The 17,785-nt window shown below is 41.5% G+C and carries 15 protein-coding genes and 1 tRNA gene; all 16 read right to left on the minus strand.

The annotated features are described in order from the left end of the window. Positions 1-236: 236 nt before the first annotated feature. The 16 genes from argS to LMU01S_RS06395 all read right to left on the minus strand — a co-directional run bounded on the left by argS (position 237) and on the right by LMU01S_RS06395 (position 17,785). Positions 237-1,934 (minus strand): arginine--tRNA ligase, encoded by a 1,698-nt coding sequence (gene argS / locus LMU01S_RS06320; RefSeq protein ID WP_056959976.1) that lies wholly within the window; start codon positions 1,932-1,934, stop codon positions 237-239. Between the two features lie 275 nt (positions 1,935-2,209). Then, positions 2,210-2,280, minus strand: a tRNA-Gly gene (locus LMU01S_RS06325). Positions 2,281-2,337: 57 nt separating this feature from the next. Next, complete coding sequence (locus LMU01S_RS06330) at positions 2,338-2,547, minus strand: hypothetical protein (protein WP_004048157.1); 210 nt, start codon at positions 2,545-2,547, stop codon at positions 2,338-2,340. A 128-nt stretch (positions 2,548-2,675) separates the two neighbouring features. Next, on the minus strand, positions 2,676-3,563 hold the full coding sequence (locus tag LMU01S_RS06335; protein ID WP_056959978.1) for a LysR family transcriptional regulator: 888 nt from the start codon (positions 3,561-3,563) through the stop codon (positions 2,676-2,678). Positions 3,564-3,738: 175 nt separating this feature from the next. After that, the gene (gene purD / locus LMU01S_RS06340) at positions 3,739-5,034 is read right to left on the minus strand and encodes a phosphoribosylamine--glycine ligase (protein ID WP_056959980.1); all 1,296 of its coding nucleotides are present in this window, start codon (positions 5,032-5,034) and stop codon (positions 3,739-3,741) included. 20 nt (positions 5,035-5,054) lie between these two features. Further along, positions 5,055-6,593: a bifunctional phosphoribosylaminoimidazolecarboxamide formyltransferase/IMP cyclohydrolase gene (gene purH, locus LMU01S_RS06345; protein WP_056959982.1), complete on the minus strand. Its 1,539-nt coding sequence runs from the start codon at positions 6,591-6,593 to the stop codon at positions 5,055-5,057. 2 nt (positions 6,594-6,595) lie between these two features. Continuing rightward, complete coding sequence (gene purN, locus LMU01S_RS06350; protein ID WP_056959985.1) at positions 6,596-7,174, minus strand: phosphoribosylglycinamide formyltransferase; 579 nt, start codon at positions 7,172-7,174, stop codon at positions 6,596-6,598. 11 nt (positions 7,175-7,185) lie between these two features. Next, positions 7,186-8,226, minus strand: a complete 1,041-nt coding sequence (gene purM, locus LMU01S_RS06355) for a phosphoribosylformylglycinamidine cyclo-ligase (protein WP_056959987.1) — start codon at positions 8,224-8,226, stop codon at positions 7,186-7,188. Continuing rightward, entirely contained in the window at positions 8,223-9,677 is a 1,455-nt protein-coding gene (purF, locus tag LMU01S_RS06360) for an amidophosphoribosyltransferase (RefSeq protein ID WP_056959989.1), read from the minus strand. Before purF ends, purM begins: the two co-directional genes overlap by 4 nt. Next, on the minus strand, positions 9,653-11,878 hold the full coding sequence (gene purL, locus LMU01S_RS06365) for a phosphoribosylformylglycinamidine synthase subunit PurL (RefSeq protein WP_056959991.1): 2,226 nt from the start codon (positions 11,876-11,878) through the stop codon (positions 9,653-9,655). The genes purF and purL overlap by 25 nt, the downstream gene beginning before the upstream one ends. Continuing rightward, positions 11,878-12,561: a phosphoribosylformylglycinamidine synthase subunit PurQ gene (gene purQ / locus LMU01S_RS06370; RefSeq protein ID WP_056959993.1), complete on the minus strand. Its 684-nt coding sequence runs from the start codon at positions 12,559-12,561 to the stop codon at positions 11,878-11,880. The genes purL and purQ overlap by 1 nt, the downstream gene beginning before the upstream one ends. Continuing rightward, positions 12,561-12,809 (minus strand): phosphoribosylformylglycinamidine synthase subunit PurS, encoded by a 249-nt coding sequence (gene purS, locus LMU01S_RS06375; protein ID WP_010689231.1) that lies wholly within the window; start codon positions 12,807-12,809, stop codon positions 12,561-12,563. The genes purQ and purS overlap by 1 nt, the downstream gene beginning before the upstream one ends. Beyond that, entirely contained in the window at positions 12,809-13,528 is a 720-nt protein-coding gene (gene purC, locus LMU01S_RS06380) for a phosphoribosylaminoimidazolesuccinocarboxamide synthase (protein ID WP_056959995.1), read from the minus strand. Before purC ends, purS begins: the two co-directional genes overlap by 1 nt. Positions 13,529-13,755: 227 nt before the next feature. Next, entirely contained in the window at positions 13,756-14,898 is a 1,143-nt protein-coding gene (locus LMU01S_RS06385) for a class C sortase (RefSeq protein ID WP_056959997.1), read from the minus strand. Between the two features lie 69 nt (positions 14,899-14,967). Continuing rightward, positions 14,968-16,668, minus strand: coding sequence for a SpaH/EbpB family LPXTG-anchored major pilin (locus LMU01S_RS06390; RefSeq protein ID WP_056959998.1), 1,701 nt, complete (start codon positions 16,666-16,668; stop codon positions 14,968-14,970). Further along, positions 16,658-17,785 (minus strand): SpaA isopeptide-forming pilin-related protein, encoded by a 1,128-nt coding sequence (locus LMU01S_RS06395; RefSeq protein WP_056960000.1) that lies wholly within the window; start codon positions 17,783-17,785, stop codon positions 16,658-16,660. Before LMU01S_RS06395 ends, LMU01S_RS06390 begins: the two co-directional genes overlap by 11 nt.

Below are 17,785 nucleotides of genomic sequence, written 5' to 3' on the forward strand. Positions count from 1 at the left end.
CAGGTTAAATAAAATTTAAAACCATTTTCTTCAGGATAGCAAAAGAATAATAAACGCCGGAAGCTGCGACATAAGTAAAAAGACATCTCCAAATTCCAAACATTGAAATTTTGAAGATATCTTCCTTTATCTCTAAACATACCATTTTTCAAAGATTTGTAGAGGTAAGAACAACGACACTACTTAGGTCACAGCCTCTGTTTTTTAGCTTTTCAAGTCTTATTAGTAGTATATTTTTACATTTCGTCTGGTGCAGCTACACCTAAAAGACGTAACGCTTCCTTCAAAACATCGGCTACACTAGCTACTAAAGCTAAACGTGCTTCTAATTGGTCATCTTCTACTAAGATCTTAGAATGAGCATAGTACTTGTTGAAGGCTTTTGCCAAATGGATCGCATACTTAGCGATCACAGATGGTTCGTATTCTGCGACTGCTCGAGCAACAGTTTCTGGGAATTCACCTAATAGACGCAAAGTTTCCCAAGCATTTTCATCTGTTACTGCATATGCCTTAGCTGGGTCGATCTCAGTCACACCTGCTTTACGCAAAATACTCATTGCTCTTGCATGGGAATATTGAACATAAGGTCCAGTCTCCCCTTCAAAACGAACGACTTCTTCTAGGTCAAAGTCAAAGTTATTCAAACGTTCATTCTTAAGGTCATGGAAAACTACGGCGCCAACACCGACTTCTTCAGCCACTTGATCTTTATTGGCTAAATTAGGATTTTTAGCTTCGATCTGTTCTTTAGCCAAAGCAACCGCATCATCTAAAACTTTTTCTAATAAGATGACACGCCCTGAACGTGTAGAGAGTTTCTTACCACCTTGTGTGATCAAACCAAATGGAATGTGATGGATATCATCGGACCAATCATAACCCATTTCTTTTAAGACTGCCTTCAATTGCTTGAAGTGATTTGATTGTTCGTTCCCAACGACGTACAAGGATTGCGCAAAATCATAAGTCCGTTTACGATACATTGCTGCTGCTAAGTCACGTGTAATGTAAAGTGTTGCCCCGTCAGTCTTTTTGATCAAAGCAGGATTCAAGTTATACTCTTCAAGATCCACGATCTGAGCTCCTTGACTTTCTTTTAATAATCCCTTATCTTCTAAGATCTCGACGACTTCATCCATCTTATCGTTGTAGAAAGCTTCACCGTTGTAAGAATCAAATTCGATCCCTAGACGGTCATAGACAGTTGTGAAAGCTTTAAGTGATTCTTCTCTAAACCATTTCCAAAGACGAGTCGCTTCTTCATCCCCATCCTCTAAACGTTTGAACCAATCACGAGCTTCATCATCTAATTGAGGATTTTCAACGTCTTCTTTGTGGAAACGTACGTAATAGCCTAATAAGGAGTTGATCGGATCATTTTTAACTTCTTCTTCACTTCCCCAAAGTTCATAAGCGCGCATCAATTTACCAAATTGTGTGCCCCAGTCACCTAAGTGGTTGATCTTGACCGGTTTGTAACCAGATTTTTCCATTAAAAGTGCGATCGAGTTACCGATCACAGTCGAACGTAAGTGGCCCATCGACATTGGTTTAGCGATATTAGGTGAAGACATATCGATCGGAACTTGACGACCATTTCCAGTCGTTGCATCGCCAAAATGTTCTTGTTTAGTCAAAACATCATGTAAAACATCTTCACTAAAAGCTGCTTTATCTAGGAAAAAGTTTACGTAAGGTCCGACAGCTTCAACTTTTTCAAAATTAGTCGTATCGATCTTTTCGACCAATTCTTGTGCGATCATTTGTGGTGCTTTACGCAAGACCTTAGCTAACACGAATGCTGGAAAAGCATAGTCCCCTAACTTAAGGTCTTTTGGTTGTTCGATCTTTTCAACGATCGCTTCTTCACTTAACTGGCCATCAACTGCTGCATATACTGCTTGAGCCACTAATTGTTTGTAGTCCTTCATCACTAACATCCTCCTTTAAAAATAAAAACGTCTCTTGCATAGCGTTAAATAACACTTTGCAAGAGACGAGAAATTCCCGCGGTACCACTCTATTTGATCAATATCCACTCAAATATTCACTTGTACTCTAAAAAGCGCGCTTCACCTGTTTACACGATCTGGCTTCCACCCTCCCAGACTCGCTTAACGCTGCCACAGGTTACTTTTCTTCTATCATCGAGTTTTCTTAACTTAAATAAAAAACATCTCCGGCCGAGACCAAAGATGCTCTTTGAAGCGGGTGACGAGAATCGAACTCGCGACATCAGCTTGGGAAGCTGGGATTTTACCACTAAACTACACCCGCAACAACAAAGATAATTATAGCACCCTTATCTTCGTTTGTCATCTTTTTTTTGAATTTTTATGCTGTTTTCTTTTTCATGTGATCTAAAGCTACTACAGCACGATTATGGAAATCGCTCACAACTACGGTATCATCTTTATGATGTTCTAAGATCTCAACAACTGCAGAATTTTCATAGATCTTTTCGATCGCACCGACAAAATCATGTGTCAATGAAGCAAACTTATCACATGTCACTTTGTCGCCAACTTTTAATTTTGTTTCCATTGATTAATATTCACCTACTTTGCCTGGCAATGTCCTATGAATATTAACAAACTTTGATGCTAGATGCAAGTACCTTAGTCAATAAATTTGACTTTATTTAATTTTTTTAACAATTCTTACTGTGATCGCTACACTAACCCACCATAACGCGCTGTTAAATAGTCCACAATGACTCGGATAAAAGCCCGTGTCGAAGGTGTTTGCTGGGCCTTATTATGTGTTACTAAAGCAATTGTCCGAAAATGTCGTTTGGCAAAGGGATACTGCACGACATTCCCCGAAAGTTTTTGTAGGGCTAATTCCGGTAAGATCCCAAAACCAAGCCCTGATTCGACCATTGCAATGATCGAAGCATCATCGATACTGTACTGGATCGAATTGACAGAAACATTATAATCATCCAAGGCTTCTTTAGTATTACGATCATAATCGATCTCTTGGAGAATAAACGGTTTATCCGCCACATCACTAGCCACAACAGCTTTTTTATCTTGTGGTGTAAATCCTTCAGGCGCAACACAGTAGATCTCATCTCGATATAACGGTAAAACTTCCAGATTCTCTTTGATCGGTAAAGCGGAAAAACCAATATCGATCTCACCTAATTTGATCTGCTGGATAACTTCATTAAAATTTCCCTGCCAGACCGAAACTTCGATCTCGGGATGATTCTTTTTGAAAGTATTGATCATATCAGGGAGCCAATTGATACAAACACTACTGAAAGCCCCGATCCGCAATCGTCCTTGATCTAGCCCGTTGATCCGAGCAGCTTCTTCTAATAACTTATCTTCGGTATTCAATAGTTCACGGACGATCGGTAAGATCTTTTCTCCAGCAGAGGTCAATTGAACTCCATTGCGATTACGGAAAAATAGTGCAAAACCCAACTCTTTTTCTAGACCATTGATCGAATGACTGATCGCTGATGGTGTCACATTCAATACTTTAGCTGCCGTCACAAAAGCTTTTTGCTTAGCGACTTCACTGAATGCTTGATACATAAAATTACTCATCTAGTTTCCTACCTTGTCCAAATTATTTCCCCCTAAAAATACCATTTCTCAAAATATAAGACAAGTCAAAAAAGCTTTCATTGACCTCCAAAACATATATCATAACTGGCAAACAACAAAAGGCCACCACAATGCTATGGCATCATGGCGACCTGATCATCTCACATGCTTTATCCTAGTTCAATTTTTCAAGTTTTCCAGTAACTCCAGCGAACTTTCCTGTGGCTTTAGCTCCGATATCATGTCGATAATAGCAATCCACAAATTTATGTTGCGCTAAATAGCTATATGCTTTCGCTTGTGCCAGCTGAAGGTCATCTTCTAGCGCTAAAACACACAGTAAACGGCCACCATTCCCCACAAACTGCTCTGATCTTTCACTGACATTAGCATAATCGACCTTGATCTCATCTGTTGCTTGTAATTCGGGCAAAACTTGCCCTTTGAGATACTCACCAGGATAGCCAGCAGCCGCTACGACTACACCTAAGCAAGCTTTAGCTGTTACTTCGATCGCTGGCAAGGCGTCACCATTAAGGGCACAGTCGATCAACTGCGCAAAGTCAGATGTGATCCGAGGTAAGACGACCTGTGTCTCAGGATCGCCTAAACGCACATTGTATTCAATGACTTTAGGACCTTGCTCAGTCATGATCAACCCGATATATAAGATCCCACAGTAATCAAACTTCTCTTGACGCAAGCCAGCGATCGTTGGTTCAACAACTTCATGTAACATCCGCTGATAATCTGTTTCTGGCAATTGTGGTAATGGACTATACGCCCCCATCCCGCCAGTATTCAAACCTTTATCAAAATTAAAGGCTCGCTTATGGTCTTGAGCCATCGGTAGTATCCGGTAGTCTTTACGACCTACCGCAACAAAGAGTGAGTATTCAGCTCCAGCCAAAAATTCTGAGAGTACGAGGCGCTTTTGTCCCTTTTTAAACATCAACGCGATCTCTTCTCTAGCCTGTTCTTTTGTTTGGGCGATCACGACCCCCTTACCAGCTGCCAATCCATCCGCCTTGATCACGACGGGTTCACTAAATTCTGTTAGCCCTTCGATCGCTGAAGCCGAGTCAGAAAAAGTGGCAAATTTTGCCGTTGGAACAGCATACTTATTCATAAAGCGCATCGCAAAGTCTTTTGAACCTTCCAACTGAGCCGCTATCTTGGCTGGGCCAAAGATCTTTAGACCATCTGCTTCAAATGAATCCACGATCCCAGCAACTAATGCATTTTCGGGTCCTACAAAAGTCCAGGCGATCTTTTCTTCATAACAAAAACCTTTAAGTGCCAAAAAATCGAGTTCAGAGATCGCAACCGGTATGATCCCATCCACTGTCATACCCGGATTACCTGGAGCACAATAAACTTGACTAACATGTGAACTAGCTAATAATTTTTTAGCGATCGCATGTTCACGTCCGCCAGAACCAACGACTAACAATTTTAAATCATCTTTCATTTGCGTTTCACCCTCGCCTATCAGTGTCTAAAGTGTCTGATACCCGTAGTCAACATTGCGATGCCATACTTATCAGCCATTTTGATCGAATCTTCATCGCGGATCGACCCACCCGGTTGAATGATCGCCTTGATCCCATTTTTAGCCGCATATTCAACACAGTCATCCATTGGGAAAAAGGCATCTGAGGCCAAAACTGTTTCATCATCAATAAATTCTTTAGCATGGCCCACTGCGATCTTGGTCGAGTCGATCCGATTAGGTTGACCAGCTCCGATCCCTAATGTACGTTCAGTATTAGCTATTACGATCGCATTAGATTTAGTATGCTTGACCGCCTTTAAAGCAAGTAATAATGCTTTTTCTTGTGCTTTAGTTGGCGCTTTTTTCGTAACAACAGTCCAATCGGCGAGATCTTCTAACGTCATATCTTGTTCTTGGACCAACAAGCCTCCCATAACAGAAACCGTTTCAAAAGCTGGCGTCTCATCTTTAGCACTAAAATCTAACTCTAATAAACGTAAATTCTTCTTTTGCTTCAAAACTTCTAGAGCAGCAGGCTCAAAACTAGGTGCGATAATGATCTCTAAGAAGAGCTTATGCATTTTTTCAGCCGTTTTGACATCGACTGGACGATTCAACACGATAATACCACCAAAGATCGAGATCGGATCGGCCGCATAAGCTAGATCCCAAGCTTTTTCCAAGTTATCTGCTTGTCCGATCCCACATGGATTCATATGTTTTAAAGCGACCACTGTTGGCTCTTCGAATTCGCGTGCGATCCGCAGTGCAGCATCGGCATCCTTGATATTGTTATAGGATAATTGCTTACCATTTAATTGCTTAGCGGAAGTGATCGCATATTTTTTAGGCAAAGCATCCCGATAGAACCAAGCCGGTTGATGCGAATTTTCGCCATAGCGCATTTCTGATTCTAATTCATAGGTCAGCGTCAACTTCTCTGGTGCAACTTCATGTAATTGCTCAGCAAAGTAATGTGCGATCATCGCATCATAGCTCGCTGTATGTTCAAAAGCTTTAGCCGCTAATTTTTTACGTGTTGCTAAAGTCGTATTACCTTCATTGTTCAATTCGTCTAAAACTTTCTCATAATCAGCTTTATCTACGACCACCGTCACATCATTGAAGTTTTTAGCGGCTGAACGCAACATACTTGGTCCACCGATATCGATATTTTCGATCGCATCTGCAAAATCCTTGCTAGGATCAGTGATCGTTTCTTTGAAAGGATATAAGTTGACACATACTAGATCGATCGGGCTGATCGCTAATTTTTTCATTGTTGCAACATGCTCGGATAAGTCACGTCTACCTAAAAGACCACCATGGATATATGGATTCAACGTCTTGACCCGACCATCTAAGATCTCAGGAAAATTAGTTACTTCTTCTACCGCCAGGGTCTTGATCCCAGCTTCTTCTAACATTTTTTGGGTGCCCCCTGTCGAAATGATCTCAAAATCATTTGCGACTAATCCTTGGGCAAATTCAACGATACCACTTTTATCTGAAAGACTGATCAATGCTCTTTTCACGCTTATTCTCCTTTAAATATCTGCTTTAGTGCTTGAGGATACAATTCATGTTCACACGCATGGATCCGCTGCTCGAGCGTTTCTAATGTGTCATCTGGATAGATCGGGACATGCTTTTGTAAGATCGCTGGCCCCGTATCTAAGCCAGTATCGACATAATGGATCGTCACGCCGGTCTGACTTTTGCCTTGCGTTTGATGATCGCTAAAAGCCCGTTCGATCGCATGTAGTCCTTGGTATTCAGGCAAATATGCTGGGTGTAGATTAACGATCCGTTTATCATAAGCTAAGACGATCTTTTCACCTAAAACACGCATATAACCCGCTAAGATGATAAAATCGACCCGATACTTCTTTAAGATCTCCATAATACGTTTTTCATATGAAACTTTGCTCCCACATTCTTTGACGGTAAAAGTCTCGTAGGGGACCTTTAGTTTCTGGGCACGTTTGATCACAAAAGCATCCGGATGGTCACTAAATAATAGCACCAGCTCAGCCTTAAATTCACCGGCTTGAAATTTTTGGGCTAAAACTTCAAAATTTGAACCGCTACCCGATGCAAAAATTGCTGTGCGCATCAAATCCCCCCTTAAAAATCGATCTCGATCTTAGCTGCATTTTCAGGTCGTTTTACCAATTCTCCGATCTCGTAAAACGGCTCAGCAGCCTGCTGTAATAAGTCTTTGACCGCTGGAACATTCTGCGGTGCAACTGCTAAAACTAACCCGATCCCTAAGTTGAAAGTCTCTAATAGATCAGCTTGCTTTAGCTCACCTAGATCTCTCAAATACCCAAAGATCGCAGGCTTATCCCATGAAGCATAATCCAATCGTGCCTGCAATCCATCTTCAAACATGCGCGGTAAATTTTCAAGCAAACCACCGCCTGTGATATGACTAACACCACTTATCAAGCCTTGTTTGATCAATGGTAAAACAGCTTTGACATAGATCCGAGTAGGCTCTAATAGCACTTCACCAACACTTTTACCTAAAAGTTCTGCTGGGCGATCGTCCAAGTTTAGCTGATGATCTTTGAATAAGATCTGTCTAACTAATGAAAAGCCATTAGAGTGTAGACCGCTTGAAGGTAGACCGATCAATTTCATCCCTGCTTTAGGGTGGCTTTCATCCAAAAGTTTACTCTTTTCGACCGCTCCGACAGCAAAACCAGCTAGATCATATTCAGTTGGAGCATACATATCAGGCATTTCAGCTGTTTCGCCTCCGATCAAAGCCGCCCCAGCTTGGCGACAGCCTTCTGCTACACCAGAAACGATCTGTGCCATCTTAGTCGGATCATTTTTTCCAGTAGCGATATAATCTAAAAAATATAACGGTTCAGCCCCTTGAGCTAAAATATCGTTAACACACATCGCTACGCAATCGATCCCGATCGTGTCATGCTTGTCTAAGGCCTGGGCGATCAGCAATTTCGTCCCTACACCATCAGTTCCTGAAACTAAAACCGGGTGTTTTAGATCCAAAACACTCAGATCAAACATCCCACCAAAGCTTCCTAGACTACCTAGCATCCCTAAACGTGCAGTCGAAGCAACATCTTGTTTGATCTTTTTGACCATTTCATAACCAGCATTAACGTCAACACCGGCTTCTTGATAACGACTCATCGCAAAAAATTCCTTTCTTCTTGTTGCTTGAGTGAGGCTAAATAATCAGCTTCATAATCATACAGTGGCGTCGGATATTTGCCATCAAAGTAAGCGACTGTCAGGCCACCATTTTCGACCTTTCTACCACTAGGGATATCGATCGCCTTGATCAAACTTTCCGTACTCAAAAAGCCCAGTGAATCAGCGCCGATCAACTCACAGATCTCTTGAATACTGTGATCGGCCGCGATCAATTCCGCTCTAGTTGAAATATCGATCCCATAAAAACATGGAAAACGCAATGGTGGTGAAGCGATCCGCATATGTACTTCCTTAGCACCCGCCTCTTTTAAAAGTTTAACGATCTGCTTTGAAGTCGTCCCCCGCACGATCGAATCATCAATGATCGCAACTTTTTTACCTTCCACGACCCCCCGAACAGCTGAGAGCTTTAATTTGACCCCACGCTCACGCAATTCTTGGGTCGGCTGGATAAAGGTTCTAGCCACATATTGACTCTTGATCAAGCCCATTTCATATGGTAATCCAGCTTCTTCGGCAAAACCCGAAGCTGCTGATAAAGATGAATTGGGAACGCCGATCACGATATCAGCATCAACTGGTTGTTCTTTTGCCAACAAACGCCCCATCCGTTTACGAGCAGTATGCACATTAACACCGTGGATGATCGAGTCCGGTCGCGCAAAATAAATATATTCCATTGAACAAACTGCCAATTTAGTGGCATCAGTATAAGTATCGATATGCAGACCATCTTTATCGATAATGATCAATTCACCTGGTTTAACATCTCGAACGAATTTAGCGCCGATCATATCCAAAGCACAGGTCTCGCTTGCAACGACATAGGCTTTATTTTTAAGTTGTCCGATACATAACGGCCGAAAGCCATTAGGATCCAAAGCTGCGATCAAGCGATCCTTTTGCAACAAAAGAAAGGCAAAGCCACCTTTGATCTCATTTAAACTTGCTTTTAAGGCATCGATAAAATCCAGATCTCGTTTTTGCCTGATCAAGTGGATCAAGATCTCAGTATCAGAATTAGAGTGAAAAACCGAGCCCGCTTTTTCCAATTGACGCCTAAGGCTTTTAGCATTAGTCAAATTACCATTATGTGCCAACGCAACTTCATCATCATAAAAGTTGAATAAGAAAGGCTGGAGATTATTGATCGAATCATTACCACTAGTTGCATAGCGAACATGCCCGATCGCAGCGTTCCCGTCTAAACTATCCAGATCAGCTTCATTAGCAAAGACCTCAGCCAATAAACCTTTATTTCTGAATTGTTTGAGCTTGGTACCATCACTTGAGACGATCCCCGCACCTTCTTGACCGCGGTGTTGTAGACTGTGTAAACCAAAATATGTCAATTGATTGGCTTTTTTAGTATCAAAAACACCAAATACACCACATTCTTCGTTTAATCCTTTGATTTCATGAGGCACGGTATCGCTTCCTCCCATAATTTTTGTGCTTCGCTTACTTCAACTTCAAATTCTGCATCAGTTAAGGTCACAGCTAACTTAGGCATGCTATCTACTTCACCTAAAAAACTTTGCGCTGCCCCTAAAGTTTTCTCAAATTCAGTGCGCTTATTTTGCGGAACACTGACGATAAAACGACCTGGCGTTTCACTAAAGAATTCTGAACTACTCAAGTTTAGCGTTACTTTAGCCCCCAACTCACTGTTAAATAATGTTTCAGCTAAACAAACACCTAAACCACCTTCACTAGCATCATGACTGCTTGTGACCAAGCCAGTTTGCATGGCTGTTAAAAGTTGTTTCATTATCTTATTCAAATTAGGCAGATCTAATTCATTTAGCGCCCCAAAGATTTTACCCGTCTGCATCTTTTGGATCTCGCTACCTGAAAAGTCAGCTTTTGTCTTTGGACCAACTAAATACAAAGCATCACCCGCATTTTTTACGGTCGAAGGGATGATACGCAAAACATCTTCGATCAAACCGACCATCCCGACCATCGGAGTTCCGTAGATCGCTTCACCATTGGTTTCATTATATAAAGATACGTTACCTGAGATAACTGGTGTATCAAAGACTTCACAGGCTTGGGCCATCCCCGCAACAGAATGATGTAATTCATAGTAGATCTCAGGATCATTGGGATCACCATAATTCAAACAATCTGTCATCGCTAGCGGCAAAGCACCACTAGAGATAATATTGGCACAGGCTTCAGCGACTACCATTTGCCCACCGATCTTTGGATCTAAATAGATAAAACGCCCATTACCATCTGTTGTCATCGCTAAAGCTTTATTTGTTTTTCGAACTCGGATCACACCTGCATCGCTTCCTGGTCCTAAGACTGTGCTCGTGCGTACTTGTGAATCATAAGTCTGTGTAAACATTTCTTTTGAAGCGATCGTTGGCTGCTGCAACAACTCGAGTAAAGTTTGTTTAGGCTCGGTGATCGTTGGGACCCAGTGGGGCATTTCTTTAGCTTTTAGCAAACGTTGTGGTACTTTTTCTTGGCTTGGTTCTTCTAAAACATCATCCGTTAAAGTTTTGACTGGAATATCACAGACTACTTGGCCATGATGTTTCAAAAGATATTGGCCATCATCCGTTACACGTCCGATCACAACAGCTTCAAGGTCAAAATCTTTGAATAATTCGATGACCTTTTCTTCATACCCTTTATGCACACAAAGTAACATCCGTTCTTGTGATTCAGATAACATGATCTCATAAGCTGACATTTCACTTTCACGTTGTGGTACTTTATCTAACTCTAAGACCAAGCCACTATCCGCCTTTGAGGCCATCTCACAAGATGATGAAGCGATCCCTGCTGCTCCCATATCTTGGATCCCGACCAACCAATCCTTATGGTCATGGGTCAATTTCAAACAAGCTTCCATGAGTAATTTTTCCATAAATGGATTACCGACCTGAACAGCTGAACGTTGTGTCTCTTTTTCGTCACTGAAATCACTTGACGCAAAAGTTGCACCGTGGATCCCATCACGTCCGGTCTTGGCACCGACATAGATCACGGCATTGCCAACACCAGCAGCCCGTCCTTTTTGCATATCTTTTTGTTCCATCAAGCCGACACTCATCGCATTAACTAAACAGTTGCCACGATAACATTCATCAAAAGTCATCTCACCGCCGACAGTTGGGATCCCCATACAGTTACCGTAACCGCCGATCCCCGCTACGACGCCATTGACTAAATATTTGGTCCGCGCATCCGTCAATTCGCCAAAATGTAATGAGTCAAGTGAGGCAACGGGACGCGCACCCATACTAAAAATATCGCGCAAGATCCCACCGACCCCAGTGGCTGCACCTTCGTAGGGTTCAACAGCAGAAGGATGATTATGACTTTCAGCTTTAAAAACTACCGCTAAGCCATCACCAATATCAACGATCCCGGCACCTTCCCCTGGTCCTTGTAAAACACGTTCATTTTTGGTAGGAAATAGGCGCAAAACTGGCTTAGACTTCTTATAAGAACAATGCTCGCTCCACATGACCGAAAATAGCCCTGTTTCCGTATAGTTTGGTAAGCGCTGGAGCAATTCATCACAGATATAATCGTACTCTTTTTGGGTCAAACCCCATTCAAGATATGGTTTTTTGGTTTTGATCTCTTCTGGTGTCATTTCAGCCATTAGCTTTCCTCCGTTTTAACTGTGCCATTTTCCAATAATGATTTGAAGACGCGTAAACCATCCTCATTGCCTAATAAAGCTTCTACTGCTCGTTCTGGGTGTGGCATCATCCCTAAAACATTTCCTTGCTTATTGCAGATCCCCGCAATATCATGCAAACTACCATTGGGATTTTCTCCCGCATAGCGGAAAACAACTTGTCCATTAGCTTCTAGTTCAGACAAAGTAGCTTCGTCAGCAAAGTAACTGCCATCAGCATGTGCGATCGGTAATTTGATCACTTCATCTTGCTGATATTGATGTGTAAATGGCGTTTTAGTATTTTCGACTCTCAAAGGTACTGTCTTGCAAACAAATTTCAAACTATCATTTTGTTTCAAGGCACCGGGCAACAGACCCGCTTCAGTCAAGATCTGGAAACCATTGCAAGTTCCAAAGACTGGTTTACCGGCTTGGGCCATCTTTACGATCTCAGGCATGACCTTAGAAAAACGCGCGATCGCACCACAGCGCAAGTAATCTCCGTAAGAAAAGCCACCGGGTAACATTACGGCATCAAAATCACTTAGATCTTCACATTTATGCGAAACATACTCTACATCTGCGTTCAAAACTGTATGCAAAGCCTCATAGAGATCAATATCACAATTGGATCCTGGAAAAACAACGACTGCGATCTTCATTAGGCTTCCTCCATGATCTCATAGCGATAAGTTTCAAGATTAAAATTGACCAGTAATTCTTCAGCTACTTCTTTAACTGCAGTCTCAATATCTTTTTTACTTGGATCAAGAGTCACATCAAAGAATTTACCTACCTTAACATCTTTGACTTCATCATGCCCTAATGCATGGATCGCTTGTTTGATCGTATCACCTTGGGGATCAAAGACGGATTCCTTATAAGTCACATAGATTCTTACGTCAGTCATTACTTTTCCTCCTCTAAAACTTGTTGTAAGCGAGCTAAAACTTCTTCATAAACTGGGGTCAACTCACCTAGATCTTGTCGATAAACATCTTTGTCCATATGAGCCTTAGTTTTTTTGTCCCAAAGCCGGCAATTATCAGGTGAAAATTCATCGGCTAAAACTAAAGTACCGTCACTTAAACGCCCAAATTCAAGTTTGAAGTCTACTAAAGTCAGATCAGCTTTAGCAAATAACGCTGTTAGCAATTGATTTGTCTTGCGTGAAAGATCCCAGATCTCGGTGAGTTCGGCTTTAGTTGCTAAACCAAGGGCTAGAGTCTGTGATTCATTGATGAAAGGATCATCTAAAGCATCACTTTTGTAGTATGTTTCTTCAACTGGTGTCTCAAACACCAGACCGTCTTCAACTCCAAAGCGGGTGACAAAGTGGCCGGTAGCTACATTACGAGTCACCGCTTCGAGTGGAATGATCTCAACTTTATGTACCAATTCTTCTGTCGGGGATAACTTTTTGATGAAGTGGGTCTTGATCCCTTGCTCAGCCAAATATTCAAAGACCAATGTCGAGATCTCATTATTGATCTGTCCTTTACCTTTGATCTGGTCTTTTTTCTTGCCATTCAAAGCAGTTGCCTGATCCATATAAACGACCCGTAAGACTTCTGGATCATCTGTGCTCCACATTTGTTTTGCTTTTCCTGTATAAATTACTTCGCCCATGGCTATATTTTTGCTCCTTTAACTTTAAAAACGAACTTTAAAACAACATACAATAAATATAATTCGACAATTCACATCTATAAGATAACAAACTCCTTCTATCACGTCAACCAAAAGCACCGAATATTTATTGTTGAAATTTTAAAAATATAAACTTAAATATATAAAACATCAAAACAAAGTTCGTATCTCGGTACATAAATATACCAAAATACGAACTTTATCACTCAAAAGATCCAATTATATCCATTATCCAAATGCGTCACTTTAGGTCGTTGCCATTTCTTAGGGTAAAATTTTCCCTGCTGCTCACTACGTTTCTTGATACCCACTACCATCCGTTCCTTTCTCGTAGCATCTTCCAACAAAATACTATAGAGTCCACCCGGCAAATGGGCGAAACGAACTTTACCTTGGGCATCGCTTTTGACTAAATACGGCCGTCCATTGCGCTGTAAAAGTTTTTTCCCCCGTTTGTCATATAATCCAAATTCTTTTCCAGTGAGCGGTCGCCCTTTAATATCAACACAGTGAAACTCTAAATCAAACCTTTGCTTTTTCAATAGTGCACCATAGATCGTAGCGCCCAAAAGATAAAGCAACCAACCAAACAGTAGTGCACAGGCGAGTAAGATCAGCATATTTTTGATAAAATTACGCCAAACTGCATCTTTACTTTGTTCATCCATTTTGGCAGTATATGGTATCCGATGTCCCTTTAGCACCAAACGATGTGTATTTAACATATACGGGGTACAGGTCAAAAGCGAGGCCAGATCTCTATCTGACTCAGCTTGTAAGACTGACAGATCGTTTGGTAACACGGTCCTTATTTCTTCGATCTGATAAGCAAGCTTTTTATTGTAGACTTCAAAAATAAAAATATCACCTTGCTTTAATTTATTGAGATCGGTAAATAATTTCCGCTCAGGCAGCCCGCGGTGACTAGAGACCACACTGTGTGTTCCTTTTCCGCCAACAGGATAAGCCGTCCCATCTAAGACCGCAGCTCCGTATTGGAGCGTTTGACTATTTGTCGTGTCAAACAACGGAATGTCAACGGCGATCTTTGGAATGATCACCTTACCGATCAAATGCTTTTTTAGATCGACCTTGGTCTTATTTGAAGTATTCTTAAAGGGGTCATTTTTTACTTCTTTAATTGCCTGTTTATTCTTAGCCTCTAGCTTTGCCAAACGTGCCACATTCTGCTGCGTATTTTCATGTGCGATCCGCCCCACTCGATAACGATCGATAAAATTATTCAAAGCACCGACATAAAAGGGGTAAAGCGCGATAATAACTCCGCTGATAAAAACTATGATCAACCCCACTTGAAGCCAGACACCTTTTTGCTTTGTTTTTTTCATAGCTCATCCTTTCTGAAATGTAATAAAAAAGAGGTCGAGTTTCCCCGCCTCTTTTCAGTCTAATTTGTTTTAGACATTGTCATTTTTTCTAATACGACGGAACCAAACATAAGCACCGCCCATTAAAGCAAGACCGATCACTAAGAAGATATAGATCCCGTAACTACCAGTTGAAGGTAACAGACCTTTCTTAGCATTTTTAACTTTATCTGGCGTATTCTTTGTTGCTTGATACGTATCCTTAGCAACTGTAAAGTCGAGCGCTTTTCCTTTAGCATAGCCAGCTGGCGCTTCGATCTCGACTAATTGATACTCACCATATGGCAAATATTCCAATGCGATGTTACCATCTTTATCAGAAGTATAGACCGTTGCATTCTCGCGCTCTTTTACCCATTTAAGGTCATTTCGGCCATTAGCACTCTGGTTGAATTTCACATAACCAGATTGCTTTGGATTATCAGTAGCTGTATCTAAAACTACGAATTTTGCACCTGCTAAAGCCTTACCGGATTGGGCATCGACCTTTTGGAAGTTGTAACCACCTACAGCTAATGGTTTTTGAGCCGCTTGCTCAAGAACTGTAGCCGCCCGTGAAGCAAACGGTGTTGCCAATCGTGTTGTTTCACCTTCAGTTGAAGTTTGATCTCCCTTAGTCGTATCAGCTGTAACTGTGATCTTGTTGTCGACCGGCTTATCCATTGAAGCTTCCGTCTTAGCTAAATAACCATAGTAAGTGATCTCTAATGTTTCCCCTGCTAGATCTGCATTTTGTTCACCAGTGATCTTCATTTCAAAAAAGGAGTTCCCATCTTGAACTTGATCTTCATGATACTTAACTTCAGCATTGACTGTCTTACCATTGCACGTTGCTACCACGTTATCAACTTGAGCTTCTTTAGCATTCAAGGAATCAACGATCGTATCAACTGCTTTGCCATTAGCGTCTTTAGCAACTTTTTCAGGTAACACGATACCGTGACCAGGATCATCGACGATCGTCAAACCACTGTCAGTACCAAAGATCGTTGTTGCAGGCACGTTGTAAGTTACCTTGTATTGAAGCAAGCGCCCGACACGTGGTGATAAGATCTTATCATCAAGAGCATTTACGCCCCAAGCATTAGCGTGGTGGTGAACTGTATCATCTACTAATTCTTTCGTGAGTTTACCTTCGTAATTATCCGCATTTTCCACATTCTTTGGGTAAACATGGATATTGTCTAAGACCTTGCTGGTCACTTCACCATTACTATCGTAGGCATACATTGGCATCGTCAAAACCATCGGTGCAGCTTTGGTCGTGATCGCACTTGCCGACTTAGTTTCTAAAACGATATATGTCTTGAAATTGTCATTATCTTTAGTAGCTAGCCCTTCAAAGGTCACGACCCCATTTTTGTCGGTCAATTTTTGTTCAGTAGCTGCAGTAGCTGGCTTTTCGTCAGTATAGCGCTCGACCATCGCAGCCGTAGCTTCTTGGGCATCCTTTGTTTCAGTTAGTTTTTCGATATATTCATCTGTAATATCGTAGACCGTAAAACCAACGTTAGGTAGAGCTTCCCCACCAAAATTTGGCATCAATTCACCAGTATTTTGCGTATTTTCTGGCAATTCACCATCTTTAAAGACGCGTTTGTGTACTGTGATATTGACATTTTCTGGAATATTTTCATCCGCATTGACCGTCTTTGCACTAGCCAAACTTGGGATCAAAACCGAAGCAACTAACAACAAACTCATAAAGAGCGCTTTAAGTTTATTCTTCATGTTTTCCACTTCTTTCTTTTCTTTGACGTATGAATTCAACAACTGCAAAACTTACCAGTAAGATCCCGATCAAGGAGACCAGACCTTTCTTCTCACCCAATTGGGCTAACATTCCACCAACACTTGACACTTTTGGTCCACCGTTATCAAAGGAAGTGTTATCGTTATTTACATTATCAGTCGGTGTCTGATTTGGCTTATCTTCTGAAATGGCATAGTTTAAGATCTTAGGCGCGGTCGTAAAACTACTTGGGACCATTCCAGCTACCAATTCAACTAATTGAACGCCCGCCACTGTGATCTGCATGTCAGCAGCAACGATCACTTCGATCTGTTTAGCCGCTTCAGAAATACTGTAGCCATTTGGCGCTTTAACTTCACTAAAGAAGTATTGTCCTGGTGCTAATTCAGAATCGTGCAAGACTAAGCCTTGTTCATCTGAAGTAAACTTCTTGACCTGAGCATCATTAGCCGGATCATCACTAGCTACAAAACTTGTTTCATCTAGCGCAAGATATTGCTTTTCACCGGCAACTTCTTGCCCTAAGACAAATTGCGCATCCGCTAATGCGATCTGCTTGTCACCATTGACACCGTATTTATAAAAATACGCACAACTCGTCAATTTGACCGGCTTAGTGTAAAGCTCCACAATATTTTTAGGTGTTCCATCTTCATTTTGCAACGGTAACGAAAATGCTAGCGGTAAGATCGTTTGGCCCTTGACCGCATGATCTTGCACTATCAAATATGCATTATCATTGCCCGCCACTTTAAAATACGCTTTTCCTGTAGCGTCCGTAGTTACAGTTTCGACCTTTTGGATCTTGTTATCTACCAAATACCGTCTTAGCTGTTGCGCTGATAACTGGGAGAAACTTTCTATAAATTTCTTTGCGTCAGCTGGTGTTTTCTGATCGTGGTATTGCTCAGAGATATCATAGAGCGATAAAGCAATATCTGCTCCATAAATTAGTTCACTCCCATCAGGATTTTCAAACTGGTGCTGAACAATAACTTGTAAAGGTTCTTCTGTTACATCAGCGTTTACCCTTTGTTCCAAAAGTGGCAGACAGAGCGCGACCAGCAAGAGTATTGATTTGAATACTTTTTTCAT

Origin of the sequence: Ligilactobacillus murinus DSM 20452 = NBRC 14221 (assembly GCF_001591685.1) — a bacterium.
Classification (GTDB): Bacteria; Bacillota; Bacilli; order Lactobacillales; family Lactobacillaceae; genus Ligilactobacillus; species Ligilactobacillus murinus.